Source organism: Sphaerisporangium sp. NPDC004334 (assembly GCF_053602655.1).
This window is the reverse complement of the sequence record NZ_JBSGDZ010000019.1, coordinates 23,042-39,252: the sequence shown is the minus strand read 5'-3', so window position 1 is coordinate 39,252 and position 16,211 is coordinate 23,042. Positions and strand designations below refer to the sequence as shown.

13 protein-coding genes are annotated in these 16,211 nt (G+C 71.7%); 7 read left to right on the top strand and 6 right to left on the bottom strand.

The window, feature by feature from the left end; translation table 11 throughout:
* Positions 1-187 precede the first annotated feature (187 nt).
* The 4 genes from ACWEN6_RS24760 to ACWEN6_RS24745 all read left to right on the top strand — a co-directional run bounded on the left by ACWEN6_RS24760 (position 188) and on the right by ACWEN6_RS24745 (position 6,473).
* Entirely contained in the window at positions 188-1,873 is a 1,686-nt protein-coding gene (locus tag ACWEN6_RS24760) for an MDR family MFS transporter (RefSeq protein ID WP_452573177.1), read from the top strand.
* 459 nt (positions 1,874-2,332) lie between these two features.
* A complete protein-coding gene (locus tag ACWEN6_RS24755; RefSeq protein WP_452573175.1) occupies positions 2,333-4,480 on the top strand; it encodes a prolyl oligopeptidase family serine peptidase in 2,148 nt (715 codons plus the stop codon).
* 139 nt (positions 4,481-4,619) lie between these two features.
* Positions 4,620-5,384: a hypothetical protein gene (locus ACWEN6_RS24750; RefSeq protein ID WP_452573173.1), complete on the top strand. Its 765-nt coding sequence runs from the start codon at positions 4,620-4,622 to the stop codon at positions 5,382-5,384.
* A gap of 201 nt (positions 5,385-5,585) precedes the next feature.
* On the top strand, positions 5,586-6,473 hold the full coding sequence (locus ACWEN6_RS24745; RefSeq protein ID WP_452573171.1) for a cellulose binding domain-containing protein: 888 nt from the start codon (positions 5,586-5,588) through the stop codon (positions 6,471-6,473).
* Between the two features lie 24 nt (positions 6,474-6,497).
* On the opposite strand, the gene ACWEN6_RS24740 is transcribed toward ACWEN6_RS24745, so the two are convergent.
* From ACWEN6_RS24740 to ACWEN6_RS24720, 5 genes are all read right to left on the bottom strand, one after another.
* A complete protein-coding gene (locus ACWEN6_RS24740; RefSeq protein ID WP_452573169.1) occupies positions 6,498-6,923 on the bottom strand; it encodes a VOC family protein in 426 nt (141 codons plus the stop codon).
* Positions 6,920-7,774, bottom strand: coding sequence for an arsenate reductase/protein-tyrosine-phosphatase family protein (locus ACWEN6_RS24735; RefSeq protein WP_452573167.1), 855 nt, complete (start codon positions 7,772-7,774; stop codon positions 6,920-6,922). The genes ACWEN6_RS24740 and ACWEN6_RS24735 overlap by 4 nt, the downstream gene beginning before the upstream one ends.
* Positions 7,775-7,881: 107 nt before the next feature.
* Entirely contained in the window at positions 7,882-8,676 is a 795-nt protein-coding gene (locus tag ACWEN6_RS24730; protein WP_452573165.1) for a methyltransferase domain-containing protein, read from the bottom strand.
* Positions 8,677-8,715: 39 nt separating this feature from the next.
* Positions 8,716-9,960 (bottom strand): MFS transporter, encoded by a 1,245-nt coding sequence (locus ACWEN6_RS24725; protein ID WP_452573163.1) that lies wholly within the window; start codon positions 9,958-9,960, stop codon positions 8,716-8,718.
* A 189-nt stretch (positions 9,961-10,149) separates the two neighbouring features.
* Positions 10,150-12,141, bottom strand: coding sequence for an FHA domain-containing protein (locus ACWEN6_RS24720; protein ID WP_452573161.1), 1,992 nt, complete (start codon positions 12,139-12,141; stop codon positions 10,150-10,152).
* A gap of 301 nt (positions 12,142-12,442) precedes the next feature.
* On the opposite strand from ACWEN6_RS24720, the gene ACWEN6_RS24715 reads away from it, so the two are divergent.
* Positions 12,443-13,273, top strand: coding sequence for an alpha/beta fold hydrolase (locus ACWEN6_RS24715; RefSeq protein ID WP_452573159.1), 831 nt, complete (start codon positions 12,443-12,445; stop codon positions 13,271-13,273).
* 25 nt (positions 13,274-13,298) lie between these two features.
* Here ACWEN6_RS24715 and ACWEN6_RS24710 read toward each other — a convergent pair whose 3' ends face one another.
* Positions 13,299-14,036 (bottom strand): SDR family NAD(P)-dependent oxidoreductase, encoded by a 738-nt coding sequence (locus ACWEN6_RS24710; RefSeq protein ID WP_452573157.1) that lies wholly within the window; start codon positions 14,034-14,036, stop codon positions 13,299-13,301.
* A 283-nt stretch (positions 14,037-14,319) separates the two neighbouring features.
* Between ACWEN6_RS24710 and ACWEN6_RS24705 the strand changes: the two genes are divergently transcribed.
* Positions 14,320-14,847 (top strand): RNA polymerase sigma factor, encoded by a 528-nt coding sequence (locus tag ACWEN6_RS24705; protein WP_452573155.1) that lies wholly within the window; start codon positions 14,320-14,322, stop codon positions 14,845-14,847.
* Positions 14,844-16,064 carry a CU044_5270 family protein gene (locus ACWEN6_RS24700; RefSeq protein WP_452573153.1) on the top strand — a complete coding sequence of 407 codons (1,221 nt, stop codon included), beginning with the start codon at positions 14,844-14,846 and terminating at the stop codon, positions 16,062-16,064. Before ACWEN6_RS24705 ends, ACWEN6_RS24700 begins: the two co-directional genes overlap by 4 nt.
* The last annotated feature ends 147 nt before the right edge of the window (positions 16,065-16,211 follow it).

Here is a 16,211-nt window from a genome sequence, read left to right as displayed (position 1 = left end):
GATGAAGCTTCGGTGCCCGGCGAAAACCGGGTGACATCTCGCATCACTTGCCGGAATGCTGGGCTGGGCCGATCAGTTTTGTCGGTGGTGTCGGTCAGGCTGAGCAATGACCGCAACTTCTTGTGAGACCTAAAGGCTGGGCAGCCAGCCGTGACGACGTCATATCCGACGACCCGATTGAGGAGCCGTGTCCGTTCGACAGCTCGACTCGCCCGCCAAATCCCAGGCCGCCGCCGCGGGCCGCACCCCGGCCGTGGTCCGGCTGCTGGTGCTCGCCACGTTCGTGGTCATTCTTAATGAAACGATCATGATCAACGCGATCCCGCGGCTGATGGGCGCGTTGCACATCACCGAGCAGACCGCACAGTGGCTCTCGACCGCCTTCATGCTCACCATGGCCGCCGTCATCCCGATCACCGGCTGGTTCCTGCAGCGGGTGTCCACCCGCGGTGCCTACACCACCGCGATGGGCCTGTTCCTGCTCGGCACGGCGCTCGCCGCCGTCGCGCCGACCTTCGAGGTGCTGCTGGGCGCCCGCATCATCCAGGCGTCCGGCACGGCGGTGATGATGCCGCTGCTGATGACCACGTTGATGCAGGTGGTGCCCGAGTCCGACCGCGGCCGGGTCATGGGCAACGTCAGCCTGGCCATCTCGGTGGCGCCGGCCATGGGCCCCACGGTCTCTGGGGTGATCCTGCAGTTCGGGTCCTGGCGGCTGCTGTTCGCCGTGGTGCTCCCCATCGCCGGCGTGATCACCTGGTTCGGGCTGAAGCAGCTCAAGAACGTCGGCGAGACGCAGGCCGGCACCATCGACTGGCTGAGCGTGGTGACCGCCGCCGCCGGGTTCGGCGGCCTGGTGTACGGGCTCAGCCGGTTCGAGGGCGGTGACGCCGGGGTCGCCTCCGCGATCGTGGCGGCCGGCCTGGCCGCCATCGCCGTCTTCGTCCTGCGCCAGCTGTCGCTGCAGAAGCGCGGCGTGCCGCTGATGGATCTGCGCACTCTGCGCCACCGCACCTACACGATCGCGCTGATCCTGATGGCGGTGTCGTTCATGGCGATGCTCGGCTCGATGATCCTGCTGCCGCTGTACCTGCAGAACGTCCGTCAGCTCAGCGCCCTGCAGACCGGGCTGCTGGTGATGCCGGGCGGGCTGGCGATGGGGCTGCTCGGCCCGACCGTCGGCCGCCTGTTCGACCGGTTCGGCGGCCGGGTCCTGGTCATCCCCGGCGCGGTCGCGATCACGCTCGCCCTCGCCGGCTTCACCCAGGTCACGATGACCATGCCGTTCTGGCAGCTCCTCGGCCTGCACGCGCTGCTGATGGTGGGTCTGGCCGCGACCTTCACCCCGGTGTTCACCCTCGGGCTCGGAGCCGTGCCGCCGTCGCTCTACTCCCACGGCAGCTCGATCCTGAGCACGCTGCAGCAGGTCGCCGCGGCCATCGGCACCGCGCTGGTGATCACCGTGATGAGCGCGCGAGCCGATGCCCTGAGATCCGCGGGGGCCACGGAGGTGGTCGCGACTCTCGGCGGCATGCGGCTGGCTTTCATCATCGGCGCCGTGCTGTCCATCGTCGTGATCGTCACCGCCATCCTCCTCCCGGCCCGAGCCGACGGCCCGGACCACACCGGCGGCGACCACCACGCCGGCGGCGACCACGCCGGCAGCGCCGACCACGTTGACAGCACTGATCACAAGGACAGCGCTGACCACCCCGGCGGCGCTGATCACAAGGACGGCGTGGACCACACCGGCAGCGCGGACCACACGCACGGTGCGGACCACGCCCGCAGCGTGGACCACGAGGACGGCGCGGACCAAACGGGCAGCGCCGTGGACGGCGCGGAGCGCCATGCCGGTGTGAGCGTCGCCTGACGGAAGTCACGACATTCGTTTCTGAACGGCCGCGGATTTGCTGCTGTATGGGGTCGGTCTTCCCCTGGCATTCCGTGGCGCCCGCCGCCGTTGAAGGAGATTATGCAGAACAATGGGCGGTATGGCGATGCCGGCTCGCGTGTCCTTGGGTGCCGGGCATTTCGGGGGACCGGCGCTCGTCGGGGCGCGGTGACCTGGGTGTTTATCGGCCGTGAGGCAAGGGGATGGTCGTTGTGGAAATCGCCCAAATGGGGCGAAACGTCCACATCCGGAGGTTGAAATGACCGGATATCTACCCTATCGCGAGACCGGTCCGGCTGCCCGTGTCGGCGGCGTGCGCGGCTGGCAGGCCGACATTCTTCGCGGTCAGTCATAACTGAGTGAGGCGAGGTGCTGCGGTGCGTTCATGCCGCAGTGCCTCGACTTGTCACCGGCGCGACGACACACCGGGGGGCGTTTGTGGCGCGATTGTTCTACCCTGCCGCTCCGCGTAGCGACGATGCGGTCGAAAATCTGTTCGGAATCCTGGTCCGCGATCCTTACCGGTGGCTGGAGGACGGCGACGACCCGCGCGTGCGCGACTGGGCCGCCGCCCAAGATCGCCTCTTCCGCGCGTATCGCGCCGGATGGCGCGACACGCCGTCGTGGGCCTCCCTGCTCGACCAGGTGTCGTCCTTCGGCGTGGTGGAGCCGCCGATGGCGCGTGGCTCGGTGATGTTCCTCGCCGAGCAGCTCCATGGGGATGAGCAACGGCGCCTGCTCGTCGTCGACGCCGAGGGGAACAGGCGGGTGCTGGTCGATCCCGTCGAGGTCGACCCGTCCGGCCATACCGGGTTGTACGCCTGGTGGCCGTCGCGCGAGGGCGAGCGGGTCGCCGTCCAACTGGAGGTCGCCGAGCAGCCCGGCAGCGACGTCCTGGTGCTGGACGTGCGTACCGGGGAGAGGGTGGACGGGCCGTTGCCGCGCGCCAGGAACACCTCGCTCGCCTGGCTGCCGGGAGGGGAGGCGTTCTACTACGTCAGCCGGGTTCCCGATGAGGAGCTTGCCCCCGGCGACCCGCGTCTGCAGCGGCGGGTGAGGTTGCATCGGATCGGTTCGCCCTGGCAGGCGGACACCGTGGTGTTCGGCGGCGAGCATGCCCCCGACCACTACTACGGGCTCACCGTGAGCGCCGACGGCCGCTTCCTGGCGATCACGGCGACGGCCGGGCCCGCCTCGCACAACGACGTGTACGTGGCCGAGCTCGCGGAGCTCGCGGAGCCCGGCGATCCGGCGACCCCGCGGCTCACCAAGATCGTCGACGGAGCGACCACCGGCGCCCGCGTTCTCCCGCGCTTCCTCGCGGACGGCGATCTCCTGCTGGTCACCGACCACCGCGCACCGTACGGCCGCGTCTGCCGTGCACCTCGGTACGAGACCGACCCGGACCGATGGCGGGAGCTGGTGGCCGAAGATCCCGAGGCGCCCGTGGACGAGTGCGCGGTGCTGGAGGACCCGGCGCTCGCGCGCGGCCTGCTTCTGGTGGCGCGCGCCCGTCACGGCACCTCGATGCTCACCCTGCACGACCTGGCCGACGGCCGGCCGCTCGCGGAGCTGCCCCTTCCCGGCGCCGGCGTCGTGTCATTTCTGCGCACCGGCGTGCCCGACGCACGGCACGCGTGGTTCGCCTACTGCGACGCGACCACACCTCCCACGATCTACCGCTACGACGCGATGAGCGGGACGACCGAACGGGAGACCGGCGCCACGACGGCCGGCCACCCGCCGCCGATCCGCAGCCACAGCATCCGCTATCGGGCCGGGGACGGCACCGAGATCCCGATGTTCCTGTACACCCCGGCCGAGGACCGTCACGACCCCCGGCCCACCCTGCTCTACGGCTACGGCAGCTTCGGCATGCCGATGCGCCCGTGGTTCCTGCCGATGGCGGCCGCATGGGTGAGCGCGGGCGGCGTCTACGCGATGGCCTGTGTGCGCGGCGGCGGCGAAGAGGGACGGCACTGGCACGACGCCGGCCGCGGACCGCACAAGCACCGGGCGATCAGCGACTTCAACGACGCCGCCGCCTGGCTCATCGACACCGGCCGGACCACCCCCGGCCAACTGGCCGTCCACGGCCAGTCCGCCGGCGGCCTGCTGGTCACCGCCGCCGCCATGCGGCGTCCCGACCTGTACGCCGCGGTCATCGCGGAAGGCCCCCTGTGCGACATGGTGCGCTATGAGAGATTCGGCCTGGGGTGCACGTGGGTCGACGAATTCGGCACGGCCGCCGAGCCCGAACAACTCCGATGGCTGCTGGGATACTCGCCGTATCACAACATCACCCCAGGGACCTCCTACCCCGCGTTCCTGCTCACCGGCGCCGTGACCGATCTGCAGACCGGGGAGGCCCACGTCACCAAGATGTGCGCGGCCCTCCAGCACGCCGGTGACGGTGACCGGCCGGTTCTCATGCGCCGGGAGCCCGACACCGCCCACGCCGCCTCTCCGGCGAGCAAAGAGCGCGCCCTGACCGCGGACATCCTGGCCTTCGCCGGCGAGTACACCGGTCTGTCACCGGCGAGTGCGGCCACGCGCCCGCGCCGAACCGCCGCGGAACCGCGCTGACGACGACCTGACCGCGCCCGGCCCCCGGGTCCGGCGCCGGCGATGGCAACCTGCGGCGGCGCTCGCGCTCGCCGGACGGGCCACGCACACCCGGACGCCGCCGGATGAACCACATGACCAGGGCTTACGTTGTCCCATCGTGAGACTACGAATGACCCTGCTCGTGGCGGTGCTGTCGCTGACGGCGGCCTGTGGACGGGCGGAATCCGATATGTCGGCGGCCACGGCCGACGACGGGCCGCCCGAGCCGGTTGCCCTGTGGGGCGCCGAAGGCGGGTACGTCACCGCCACCACCAACGTGCTGCGTCCTCCGAGGGTGGTGCTGTACAGCGACGGCCTGGTGATCGCGGAGGCGACCAGGCAGGTGCGGCTCAGCGACGCCGAGACGGCCGCGACGGTCGCCTCGATGGAGAAGTACCTGCGCGCGCAGCCGCCCACCGCGCAGCCCAGGCCGGGCGCGCCGATGGTCACGGACGTGCCGACCACCGTCCTCGCCGTGCGGGGGAAGGACGGGAAGATGTCGCAGGTGCGGGCAGAGGCTCTGGACCAGGTCGCGGCCTTCTACCCCAAGGAGCTCTCGGAGGCCAAGAAGCTGATGGAAGGCCTGGGGACGCGTGCCGCCGGGGCCGAGGGCACCGACTATGTCGCGACCCGCGTCCGGGTGGTCGCCGAAGGCGCGGCGTCGGCGGAGGGCAGGCCGTCGCCGTGGCCCGCGGGGGTGCCGGAGCCTTCGGGCGCGGTGGACCCGGTCTGGCGGACCGACCTCGAGGGCACGGCGGCGAGCGCGGTCGCCAAGGCGGTTCCCGCCGGTCAGGGGCATGGCCGGCCGCTCTACAAGACCGGCTCGGGGTCCCTGTTCGTGCTCTCCTGGCGGTACCTGCTGCCCGACGAGGGCAAGGCCTGAGCGACGGGCACCGGCCACGCGGGAGCGGGCGGTCGCTGAAAGGTTCACGCGGCCACGGGGTGCGGCATCCCCGCCGTACCCCGCGACCTGCCCATCTTCCGCCGGGTCCGTCCGTCCGCCGCGCGCGTGCGTTGACCGGGTCGTGTCCCTCTCTCATGCTCGAATTCGGACGGCATCCGGGCCACGTGGAAGGGCACATCCATGAATGGACGATGGGCTGTCTCCTGGGCGGTCGCGATGGTGGTGGCCGCGGCCTTCCTCATCCCCGCGGTGGCGAGCGCGTCCTCCGGGGGCGCGGGCGGCGCGGGGAGCGCGGGAACCTCGGCCCTGACGACGACGCCACCGCGCACGCCGACCCCGTCGCCGTCGCTGCTGTGGCCCTGCTACGACCCCCGGACCTTCCCGCCGAGCACGCCTCCGCTGACGCCACCGACCGCGCCCGGCACCCCGCAGGTGGTGCAGGTCGTCAGCCCCTACGTGCACCTGCGCTGGGCCGCCTCCTCCGACCCGGACGGGCTCGCCTGCTACCAGGTGTTCGAGGACCGCAACGGCGTCAAGATCAAGGTCGCCACGTTCGGGCCGGACGTCACCGACGGCACGTTCTACGTGGACTGGCCGCCGTACGGCACGCAGTCGCGCGTGGCCACCCTGTACGTCGTGGCCTTCGACCGGTGGGGCGCGGAGAGCCCGCCGTCGGGGACGGTCAAGGTGACCATCTACAACGACGTCGTCCTGCCTCCGACGCCCACCCCTTCCCCCACCCCGACGCCCACGCTCGCCTGCCACGTGGGTTACTACTCCTACGGCTGGTACGGCGGCATGACGACGCAGGTGTCGATCAGCAACACCGGCGCGACCACGATCGCCGGGTGGCGGCTCACCTTCGCCTTCCCCGACGCGGCGCAGCACCTGACCAACGGATGGTCGGCGGACTGGTCGCAGACCGGTTCCACGGTGACGGCCACGGCGCTCGCGTCGAACCAGGTCATCGCGCCCGGCGGGTCGGTCACCATCGGCTTCAACGGCAGCAACCAGGGCGCCAACCCCTCCCCGTCGACCTTCCAGCTCAACGGCTCCACCTGCCGCTGACTTCGCGCCCTGGCGGCGCGGCCGCTACAGCGAGGGCGCGGCGGTGGCCGGCCGGGGGTGCGGGGCAGGCTGGAACAGTTCGACCAGGTTGCCGGCGGGGTCGGTGAGGAGGATCTGCCGGCCGCCGGGACCGCTGACGACGGTGTTGCGGAAGGGAACCCCGGCCGCGCGTAGCCGGTCGATCTCGGCCTCGAGGTCGTCCACGACGAGGTGGATGCGGTTCCAGCCGCCGGCGACCGGCCGGGCGCCATCCGGCATCGGACGGGCCCCTGAACTGGCGGGACCGGACAGCAGCAGCCGCAGAGGGCCGCGGACCACGTCGGCGAAGGCCGGCGCGGCGTTGACGCGCACGGTGAAGCCGAGATGCCCCGTGTAGAAGTCGATGGCCGCTTCCACGTCGTCGACGATGTAGCGGATGTGTGCCAGCCGTTCGGTGCCGGTCGCCGTCATTGTGCTTCTCCTTCGAGGGTGAGGGTGGGCAGGAGGAACCGGATGCGGGCGTCCAGTTCGGCGGCGGTGCGCTGGAACGCGGGATGGCCGGCCGCTTCGTCCTCGGCCGCCGCCGCGGGGTCCGGGAGGCTCCAGTGGGTGAGGACCGGGTCGCCGGGGAAGGGCGGGCATGCCTCGCGTACCTTGTCGCACAGGCTGATGACCTGGTCGAACCTCCGGTCGGCGAGCGTGTCGAGGTGCCGGGGAGCTCGCCCCTTCAGGTCGATGCCGTAGTCGCGCATGACGCGCAGCGTGTTGGGATGCAGCGGCTTGGGGTGGGTGCCCGCGCTGGTCACCTCGACCCGGTCGCCCGCCCGGTGCCGGAGGAGGGCTTCGGCCATCGGTGATCGGGAGCTGTTGCCGGTGCACAGGAACAACACCGAGCGGCGGGCCCGGCGCGGTCCGGCCGCGGGCGTGGCGCTCTGTGCGGGGGGCGGCAGGAGACCGGCCGGAAGGGGCGCGCCGGTCGAGGACGTCGCGTGCTGCGCGGGGCGCGGCCGGAGGCCGGGGTGGAGGGCGGGGTGGAGGGCCGTGCCGGTCGCGGCGAGTTCCTCGGCGTAGTGGGCCAGATCGAGGTGGTAGTAGCTGTCGCGGCCGTCGAGGCTGCTGCGCCGCGCGGTGATCAGACGGCCCGCCCGCAGCCTGCCGAGGTGGTAGGAGACCAGATTCTGCGGCCGGCCGGTCAGGCGCACCAGCTCCGCGACCCGCCGGTCGCTGCGCGCGAGCTCGGCCAGCAGCCGCCAGCGCAGCGGATGACCCACCAGCCCCAGGAACGGCGGAGCGGGCGGTACGGGCTGACGCTGCGGCACCATGGTCGGGACGATACATCAAACCGGTTTGATGGAATAGCCCCCGAGGGGCGTGCGGCCGAGGAGGAGGCCGGACGTCGCCGCGCGGACCTATGCGTCCGGGGACGACCTCACCGGCGCCGGCCGACGGTGAGGACGGCCAGCCAGTGGCGGGTGAGCCTCCCGTCCGGACGCGCCGCCAGGCGGGCGCGTATCTCGCGGTAGAGGTGGTCGCGCCGGTCCGGCCGCATGGCGATGTGCCCGGAGAAGGTGTCCAGCAGGGCGATGTACTCCTCCGCGGTGTAGCGCAGGGCCCATACGTACCGCCGGGTGGCGACGACCGTGAAGTGTCCCGAGGCCTCCAACTCCTCGGCGGTGGAGTCGGGCTGGTCCTCGGGCGCCGGCGGTGGCCACGGGGAGCCGTCGCCTTCCCCCATCTCGTCGTACACCCGCTGGATCTCGGTGAAGAACGGGTCGAAGTCCGCGGGAAAGGCGTGCTGGGCGTCCCACACGGCCAGGTGGCCGCCCGAGGGGAGAAGAGCGGCCGCCTTGGCGTACTTCACCGTGGGATCGACCCATTTCCAGGCGGTGGCCGCGTAGAGGAGGTCGAAGCGGACGCCGGCCGGCGGTTGCCATTCCTCGAACGACGCGGTGATCACCGAGACGCCGGGGAACGCGGCCAGCCGGCGCCGCGCCTCCGCGGCGAGGGCGCCGCCGAGCTCGACCGCCGTGATGGGGAAACCGGCCCGCGCCAGCGGCGGGGTGGCCTTCCCCGGGCCGCATCCGACCTCGAGAAGGTGCGCGGGCGGCTCGATGCCCGTGATCGCGCGCAGGTCGGAGTACAGTTCGTCCGGATAGTCGGGGCGCGCCCTCTGGTACAGGGACGCCGCGCTGTCGAAGGTGGCTCGCAGCCGTTCTCGTGACATCCCGCAATCGTGGCAGGGCCTCGCCTCAACGGGCGCGGTTCACCGAACTCGCGCGCGGTCGGCGTCCTTATGCGCCGGGCCGGTCGACCTCGTCCCCCGGGTGGCGAAGGGGGAGTGCCGCGGGACCCAGCGCAGCAGCGCGCCGGCGGCGAGCACTCCCACCGCGCCCATCGCGGTGATGCCGGCGGCCAGGCTGCCCAGCCCGGCCGCGGCCGAGACGATGAGCGGCCCCCCGGCGCTCCCGGAGTCGGCGCACAGGCGCCACACGCCGAGGAACTTCGAACGGGCCTGCGGAGGCGCGACGTCCGCGCCGAGGGTCATCAGGATGCCCGCGCCGATGCCGTTGCCGAATCCCATGAGCATCGCCACGACGGTCAGCGACACCGGTCCGGAGGTCAGCGGCAGCAGACCCTGGGTGATCCCGAGCACGAGCATGGACGGAACGGCGATCCACAGCCGGCCGGCCCGGTCCATGACCATTCCGGACGGGTAGAACGTCAGGGTGTCCACCAGGCCGGCGATGCCGAACACGACGCTCGTCATCGAGGGGTTCAGGCCGAGATGCTCCGCCCACAGAGGCAGGACGGTCTGCCGGGTGGCGCGCACCGACCCGACGAGGAACACGGCCACGCCGAGGGTGAGGAACACCCGGTGATGCCGCGCCACCACCGACCGGACCGAGACCGGCCGGGAACGGCGCGCCCGGTCCGCGGCGGGGCCCGCCACGTCCGGGACCAGCAGGACGATCAGCCCGGCCAGGACCGTGCACCCCACGGTGAGCCAGAAGACGGCGCCCACCGGCCGGTCGTGGACGACCACGGCGCCGATGAACGGCCCGATGAAGGCCCCGACCCGGCTCATGCCGCCCAGAGTGGACAGGGCGCGGGCCCGGAGCGCCATGGGGATGATCTCGGTGAGGTACGCCTGCCGGGCAAGGACGAACACGGCGTTGGTCGCCCCGGTGGCCGCGACCGCCAGTCCGAGCTGCCAGACCGTGCGGGCCATGGCGCACCCCGTGAGCGTCACGATCGCCACCCCGGCCGCGACGAGCATCGCCCTGCGGTCGCCGAGCCGGGCCGCGAGGGCCCCCGCGGGCACATCTCCCAGGATCTGCCCGACGCCCAGCAGCGCCAGGACCAGCCCGGCCTCGCCGACGGAGGCGCCGAGCGCCCGCCCGCTCAGCGCGATCATGGGGGTGAGCGCGCCCATCCCGGTCTCGAAGACCAGCGCGGGCAGGAAGACCGCGGGCGCCACGCTCTTGAGGGACACCCGAGGTGAACTCACCGGCACCGGCCTCGCCTCGACCTCCCTGGATGACCGCACGCCCGAGTGAGCCTATTCGGACGCTCACCCCAAGACGCGACCAGGGTGACGTCAACCCTGCTACCCGGCATCCCCCCCTAAGTATCCCAAAGGGAAATCGCGGCAAGACGCTCACCGGGAGACGGGCGGTCGGATGCCCAGGTCGGAGGGTCAGCCGGGGGTGACCGAGTCGGTCGGTCCCCGCGAGATCAACCTGGTGTGCTCAGGGAGTTCCTCGGCGCGCGCCGAGCCTGCCACCGAGCCCGCCACCGAGCCCGCCACCGGGGCCGGTTCCGGCTGGGGGGCGGTGGGCGGGTCCTGGTCGAAGATGTCGATGTCGACCTCCTCGCCGCCGACGATCAGCGTCTCCCAGGGTCCGCTGACCAGCAGCGTGTGCAAGGTCTCGTCCTTGAGCCCTCCCAGGTGGGCGCGCAGAGTCTCGTCATCGGGCATGCCGGGGATGCGCGGCGCGAGGCGGCTCCTGATCTGCCGCAGCCGCTCCATGAGCGCCTCGATGTCGGCCTCCCGCTCCGCGTCGGCGCCTCCCTCTTCGATGCCCTGGACGATCTTGTCCTTGATCGCGCAGGTGACCCCGTTCTCGTCGGTGGTCACCATCGCCTTCCAGGCGCGGCTCTTGTGCCGGTACTGGAGCATCGACATCGCCGCTTCGTGGCGCAGGAAGTCGGCGTCGCGGAAGGGACGTCCGCGCCATGCCCGGTCCAGCGCGCGGGCCAGCGAGATGGCCGACGCCAGCCCGCTGTTCAGCCCGCGCCCCGGCCAGAAGTGGATGGCGTTGGCGGCGTCGCCGAGCAGGAAGCCGTAGGTGCCCGGGGTGCTGGACGTCGCGGAGTACAGCTGCGCGGTGAACCTCGGCCGTTGCACCATGTCCAGCCGGAACGCCGTGACGGCCCGCAGGTTCTCCTCGGCGACACCGAAGAGCGCGAGCCCTTCCATCACCCGCTTCCACAGCGCCGAGCTCTTGATCAGCGCCGGCAGGAACAGGGTGCTGTGGGTCGAGCAGAGGTACTCGCCCTGGTCTGTCCGTCCCATCAGGCACGGGCGGGAGGCGATGCACTCGGTGAACACGTGCCGGACGGGGTCGATGCCGACGACCTCCTTGGCCTCCTCGTCGGTGAGGCGCATGTTGAGGAAGCCCTCGCCGCGCAGCGCGTTCAGCAGGAAACGGTTCTGCGCCACGGTCAGCAGAACGGTCATCGGGTCCGACAGGTCGGACTTCACCCGTAAGCCGAGGACGACGTCCTGGATATGGGTGCCTTCCAGCGAGTAAATGGATTTGTCGGCGTTGCCGAACTTGTTGGTGAAGAAGTCGCGCGTTCCCGAGCGCCCGCCCTCGCAGATGGCCAGAACATGGTCCTTGACGACGGTCTCATGGTGCTCGGTGGGATAGAAGTTGGCGGGCACCAGCCGGATGCGGTCGGGTTTGTCGTTCGCCATATCGAGCAGCGTGTCCTCGATATAGGCGATGCGGATGTTGCGCGGCCCGTATCCGCGAATGGAGTCCGGGCCGGTCGGCCACATCTCGGTGTACGCGCCCTCGGTGAACAGCCGTTCCTGAACGGGTTCCGGCAGGTTCAGATATTGCCGGCTCTGCACGGTCACGACCTGCTGCCGCCGGATGTTCCCCTGTTTCTCGCTCTTCCAGACGATGCGGGGGCCGTCCTGCGTCCAGCGCCCGTCGTAGACGGTGACCGACACGCGCCGGCCCATGAGGTGGTCAAGGAGCAGGGCGAAACCGAGTCCCACGGGCCCGCCGCCCGAGATCGTGACGTTGAGCACGGGGCCAGGGTCGATGCGCGCCTGAGATCGGGCGAACGCCTTCGGCAGCGGGGCGTCCATGATCGTCTCCATGTCGCCGGCCGCCTCGAAGGAGAAGGTCTCGTCGCCGATGGTGATCACGTCGCCGGGGTGGAGCACCTGGGATGTGACGGGAGTGCCGTTGACCATGGTTCCGTTGCGGCTGCCGCGGTCCTTGACGACGTATTCGCCGTTCTCCCGCAGGACCTGCGCGTGGTGACGCGAAGCCCGGCCGCTGGCGATCACCACGCTGTTGTCGTCTTTGCGGCCGAAGGTGATCGGGGTGTCGCTGATCACGAATCGCTGACCGGCGAGAGGACCTTCACGCCCGACGATCGCAGCTGGCATGGGTCGCACCACTTTCCATAGGTCAGAGAACTGATGCGATCGATACGAACATCGGTCGCAGAAGCGCTGTGCACTACTCCGTGTGCCGGTCGACCAGGTACACCACGAGATTTCTCTATGGGAATGCTCGGGCGACTCCCTATCGTGCCACGCCAGGCTTCCGTAGGAAACGGTCCATAGCGGGCTACCTGCCAGGTAATCGACGAACGTCCCGCCGGGCCGCCATGCTTCCCTCATCGGCCGCCGGATGGACCGGGAGGCCGCGTCGAACGCACGGCCGGCAGGCCGGAAGGAGACCACGATGCCGTTCTTCGAGACCGCCGACCGCACCCGTCTGGCGTATGAGGACTACGGCACCGGAGCCCCCATCGTGTTCGCGGCGAGCTGGGCGCTGGACGCCGACATGTGGGAGTACCAGGTGCCGTTCTTCGTCGAGCGGGGATACCGGTGCGTCCTGCTGGACCGGCGCGGGCACGGCCGCTCCGACCGGCCGTCCGGCGGGTACGACATGGACACCCTCGCCGACGACCTCGCCGCGCTCATCGAGCACCTCGGCCTGCGCGAGGTGACGCTCGTGGGCCATTCGACCGGCGGCGCGGAGGTCGCCCGCTACCTGGCCCGCCACGGCGAGGAGCGGGTGGCGAGGGTCGCGTTCGTCTCGGCCGTCCTGCCGTTCATGATGCGGACCGAGGACAACCCGGAGGGCGCTCCCGAGGAACTGTCCGAGGCGGCGGTCGGGCGGTTCCTCACCGACCGGCCCAAGTGGTTCCACGACCGGGCCCAGGGGTTCTTCGCCACCCACCTCGGCAACGACGTCTCCCCGGCCCTGGTCGGCCTCGGCGTCCAGCGCTGTCTGGCCACCTCCCCGGTGGCGACCGTCCAGATCTGGCGCGCGAGCTTCCGCGCCGACCACCGGGCGGCGCTGCGGGCGATCACCGTGCCGGCGCTGGTGGTGCACGGCGCCGCCGACCAGTCGGCGCGGGTGGAGGTGACCGGACGCCGCACCGCCGCGCTGGTGCCGGGTTGCGCCTACAAGGAGTACCCCACGGGCGGCCACGGCATCTTCGTCACCCACAAGGACCGGCTCAACGCCGACCTGCTGGACTTCATCAAGGGCGAGACCGGTTCCTGAGGCGGGGTGGCGCGCCCCGCGGCGGTCACACCGTCTGGTCGGTGGGGCGGACCAGGATCTCGTTGACGGCCACGTGGTCGGGCTGGGCCAGGGCGTACAGCACCGCGCCCGCCACGTCCTCGGGCCGCAGCGTGCGCATGGAGTCCGCCAATCGCCGTGCCATGGCCCGCATCGCGGGGTCGCTGATGTGGCTGGTCAGCTCGGTGGCGACGAAACCCGGCTCGACCAGGACCACGCGCACCCCCTCGCCGGTGACCTCCTGGCGCAACGCCTCGGAGAAGGCGTTCACGCCGAACTTGGTCGCGGAGTAGACGCCCCCGCCGGCGGAGGCCACCCGGCCCGACGTCGAGGAGATCTGCACGACGGTTCCCTTGCTGCGCAGCAGGTGGGGCAGCGCGGCGTGCGTGGTGAACATCGTGCCGAGCAGGTTGGTGCGCACCATCGTGGTCCACTCGGCGGTGTCGGCGCCGGCGATCGGGCCGCTCAGCATGACCCCGGCGTTGTTCACCAGCCCGTCGAGCGCGCCGTAGTGCTCGACGGCCGCCGCCACCGCCGCGCGGCAGGAGGCCTCGTCGGCGACGTCCAGATCGAGCGTCAGCACCTCACCGGGCGCGCGTCCGGCGAGGTCGGCCAGCCGATCGGCCCGCCGCGCGCCCACCGCCAGCCGGGCGCCGGCCTTGGACAGCGCCAGCGCGGTCGCCTCGCCGATGCCCGACGAGGCCCCCGTGACCAGGACGACCTTCCCATGGAGCGAATCACTCATCGCTGTTTCCTTCCCCTCGTGTGGATGACGCCGGTGCGGCGCGGGCGCGACGGGTGGCCTCGCTCCCGCCGGCCGGACCGCGCGATTTCCGGCGCCTTCCACACTGACGGCTGCGGCCGGGCGGATCCATGTCGTCCGTATCCAGGGACAAGTCATCCCTGGCACGGGGCGGTGGTTGGTAACGTCGGGAGACTTCGGGGGATTTGAGCTTTTTTGTAACACTCGGCGGGCTCGGCCCACTACCTCGTGTCGGAACGAACACCCGGGACGAAGGGGGCGGGCGGTGACGGATGACGCCCAGCGGTTCACCACCATGTACGACCAGTGCCGCCAGCGCGTATGGGCCTACGTGGTCGGCCAGGCAGGCCGGCAGGTCGCGGACGAGGTGGTGAGCGAGACCTTCGCCATCGCCTGGCGCAGGTTCGGCGACATGCCGGAACCCGCGCTGCCGTGGCTGCTGGTCGTCGCCCGCAACGTGCTGCGCGACAACATCCGCGCGGAGATCAGGCGCGAGTCGCTCGCCGCCGAGCTGCGCGCCTGGACCGAGGAGGACCCCGCCGAGCAGGTGACCGAGCGACTGGCCGTCCTGAGGGCGATGACCTCCCTGACCGAGGAGGATCGCGAGCTGCTGATCCTCGTGGCGTGGCACGGCCTGACCCCGCGCGACGCGGCGCGGGTCGTCGGATGCTCGCAGGCGACCTACCGCGTGCGGCTGCACCGGGCCCGCAAGCGGCTGGTCCAGGCGATGAGGACGGCGCCGGCGCCCCACCGTCCCACCCGGGTGCGCAATCTCAGTGAGGAGTGGTCATGAACCCGATGGATCAGCTGCGGGCGGCACGCCCGGCGCACCTCGACGACGCGCCGGTGGACGCGCGCACCCGGGCCGCCGAGCTCTCCGCCGCCATGGCGGGACCCGCGCCGCGGCGTGCGGCCGGCCGGACGCGCCGGGCACGTGACGGCAGACCGGCGTGGGTCCTGGGCGGTCTGGCCGCCGCGGCCGCCGCCACGGCCGTCGCCGTCGCCGTGGCGGGCACCGGCGGCTCCGCGCCGGCGCCGAGCCTCGCCCTGCCCGCTCCCTCGACCTCGACCTCGACCGGCGGGCCGGTCGTCCGGCTGTCGGCCGAGCAGGTGCTGCTCGCCGCGGCCGAGTCGTCGCTGAAGGCCCCGGCCACGACCGGGGCGTACTGGTACGTCGAGTCCCAGGGCGGCAGCGCCTACGAGGCCGGCGACGCCGTCCGGTACATCGTGCACAGCACCAGCCGGGACCGCACGTGGACGGCACGCTCGCCGCGGGGCACGAGCTGGTGGGTCAGCCAGGACCTCGGCACCCGGCCCGCGCCGGGCGCGGAGGAGGCGTGGAAACGGGACGGCTCGCCGGGCAGGTGGACGGTCGAGTTGCCCGTCCCCAAGAAGGGCGACAGGCCCGCCTCCAAGCGCCTTGAGCTCGACAGCGAGCCGGGCAGGCCGTTCGGCAACCCCATCAACGTCGGGGACAAGGTCGCCGACCTGGCCGGCCGCAACGTGTCGGTGGCCGAACTGCAGGCACTGCCCACGACCGCGGACGCGCTGAAGCGGCGCCTGCTCCAGGGCTACGCCGGTCACGGCACCGAGTCCGGGGACAAGATGGACGCCGACTCCTGGCTCTACCAGGTCACCTCCGGCCTGCTCAGCGACATGCCGGTGAAGCCCGCCGTGCGGGCGGCGGCGTACAAGGTGCTCGCCGGGCTGGGCGGCGTCCGATCGCTGGGCGAGGTCACCGACGCGCTGGGCCGCGAGGGCCAGGGCATCGCGCGGGCCGAGAGCTGGTCGGGCGGCGACTTCGAGCGGCAGATCATCATCGACCCCGCGACGGGGGTCCTGCTGACCGACCAGATCGTCGCCGTCCACCCCGGCGGCGCCTACGCCTGGGCCGAGCCCGGCACCGCCACCTGGTGGCACGCCATCACCAAGGCCGGATGGACCGACGACAAGCCGGTGAAGCCGGACCACTACGACACCCCCGGCCCGGCCCGGTCCAGCGCCTCCTGACGGGGGCTCGCGGAAGGGCGGTCCGCCTGGCGGACGTAGGTGCCGCCCGATTCTCCCGCGGACGGGGTCCCGGGCCCGCCCGGCCCCGGACGTGACCGAGCCTCTGCGCGGCGGGCGGTGCGCAGAGGCTCGGCGGTTCACGGGACG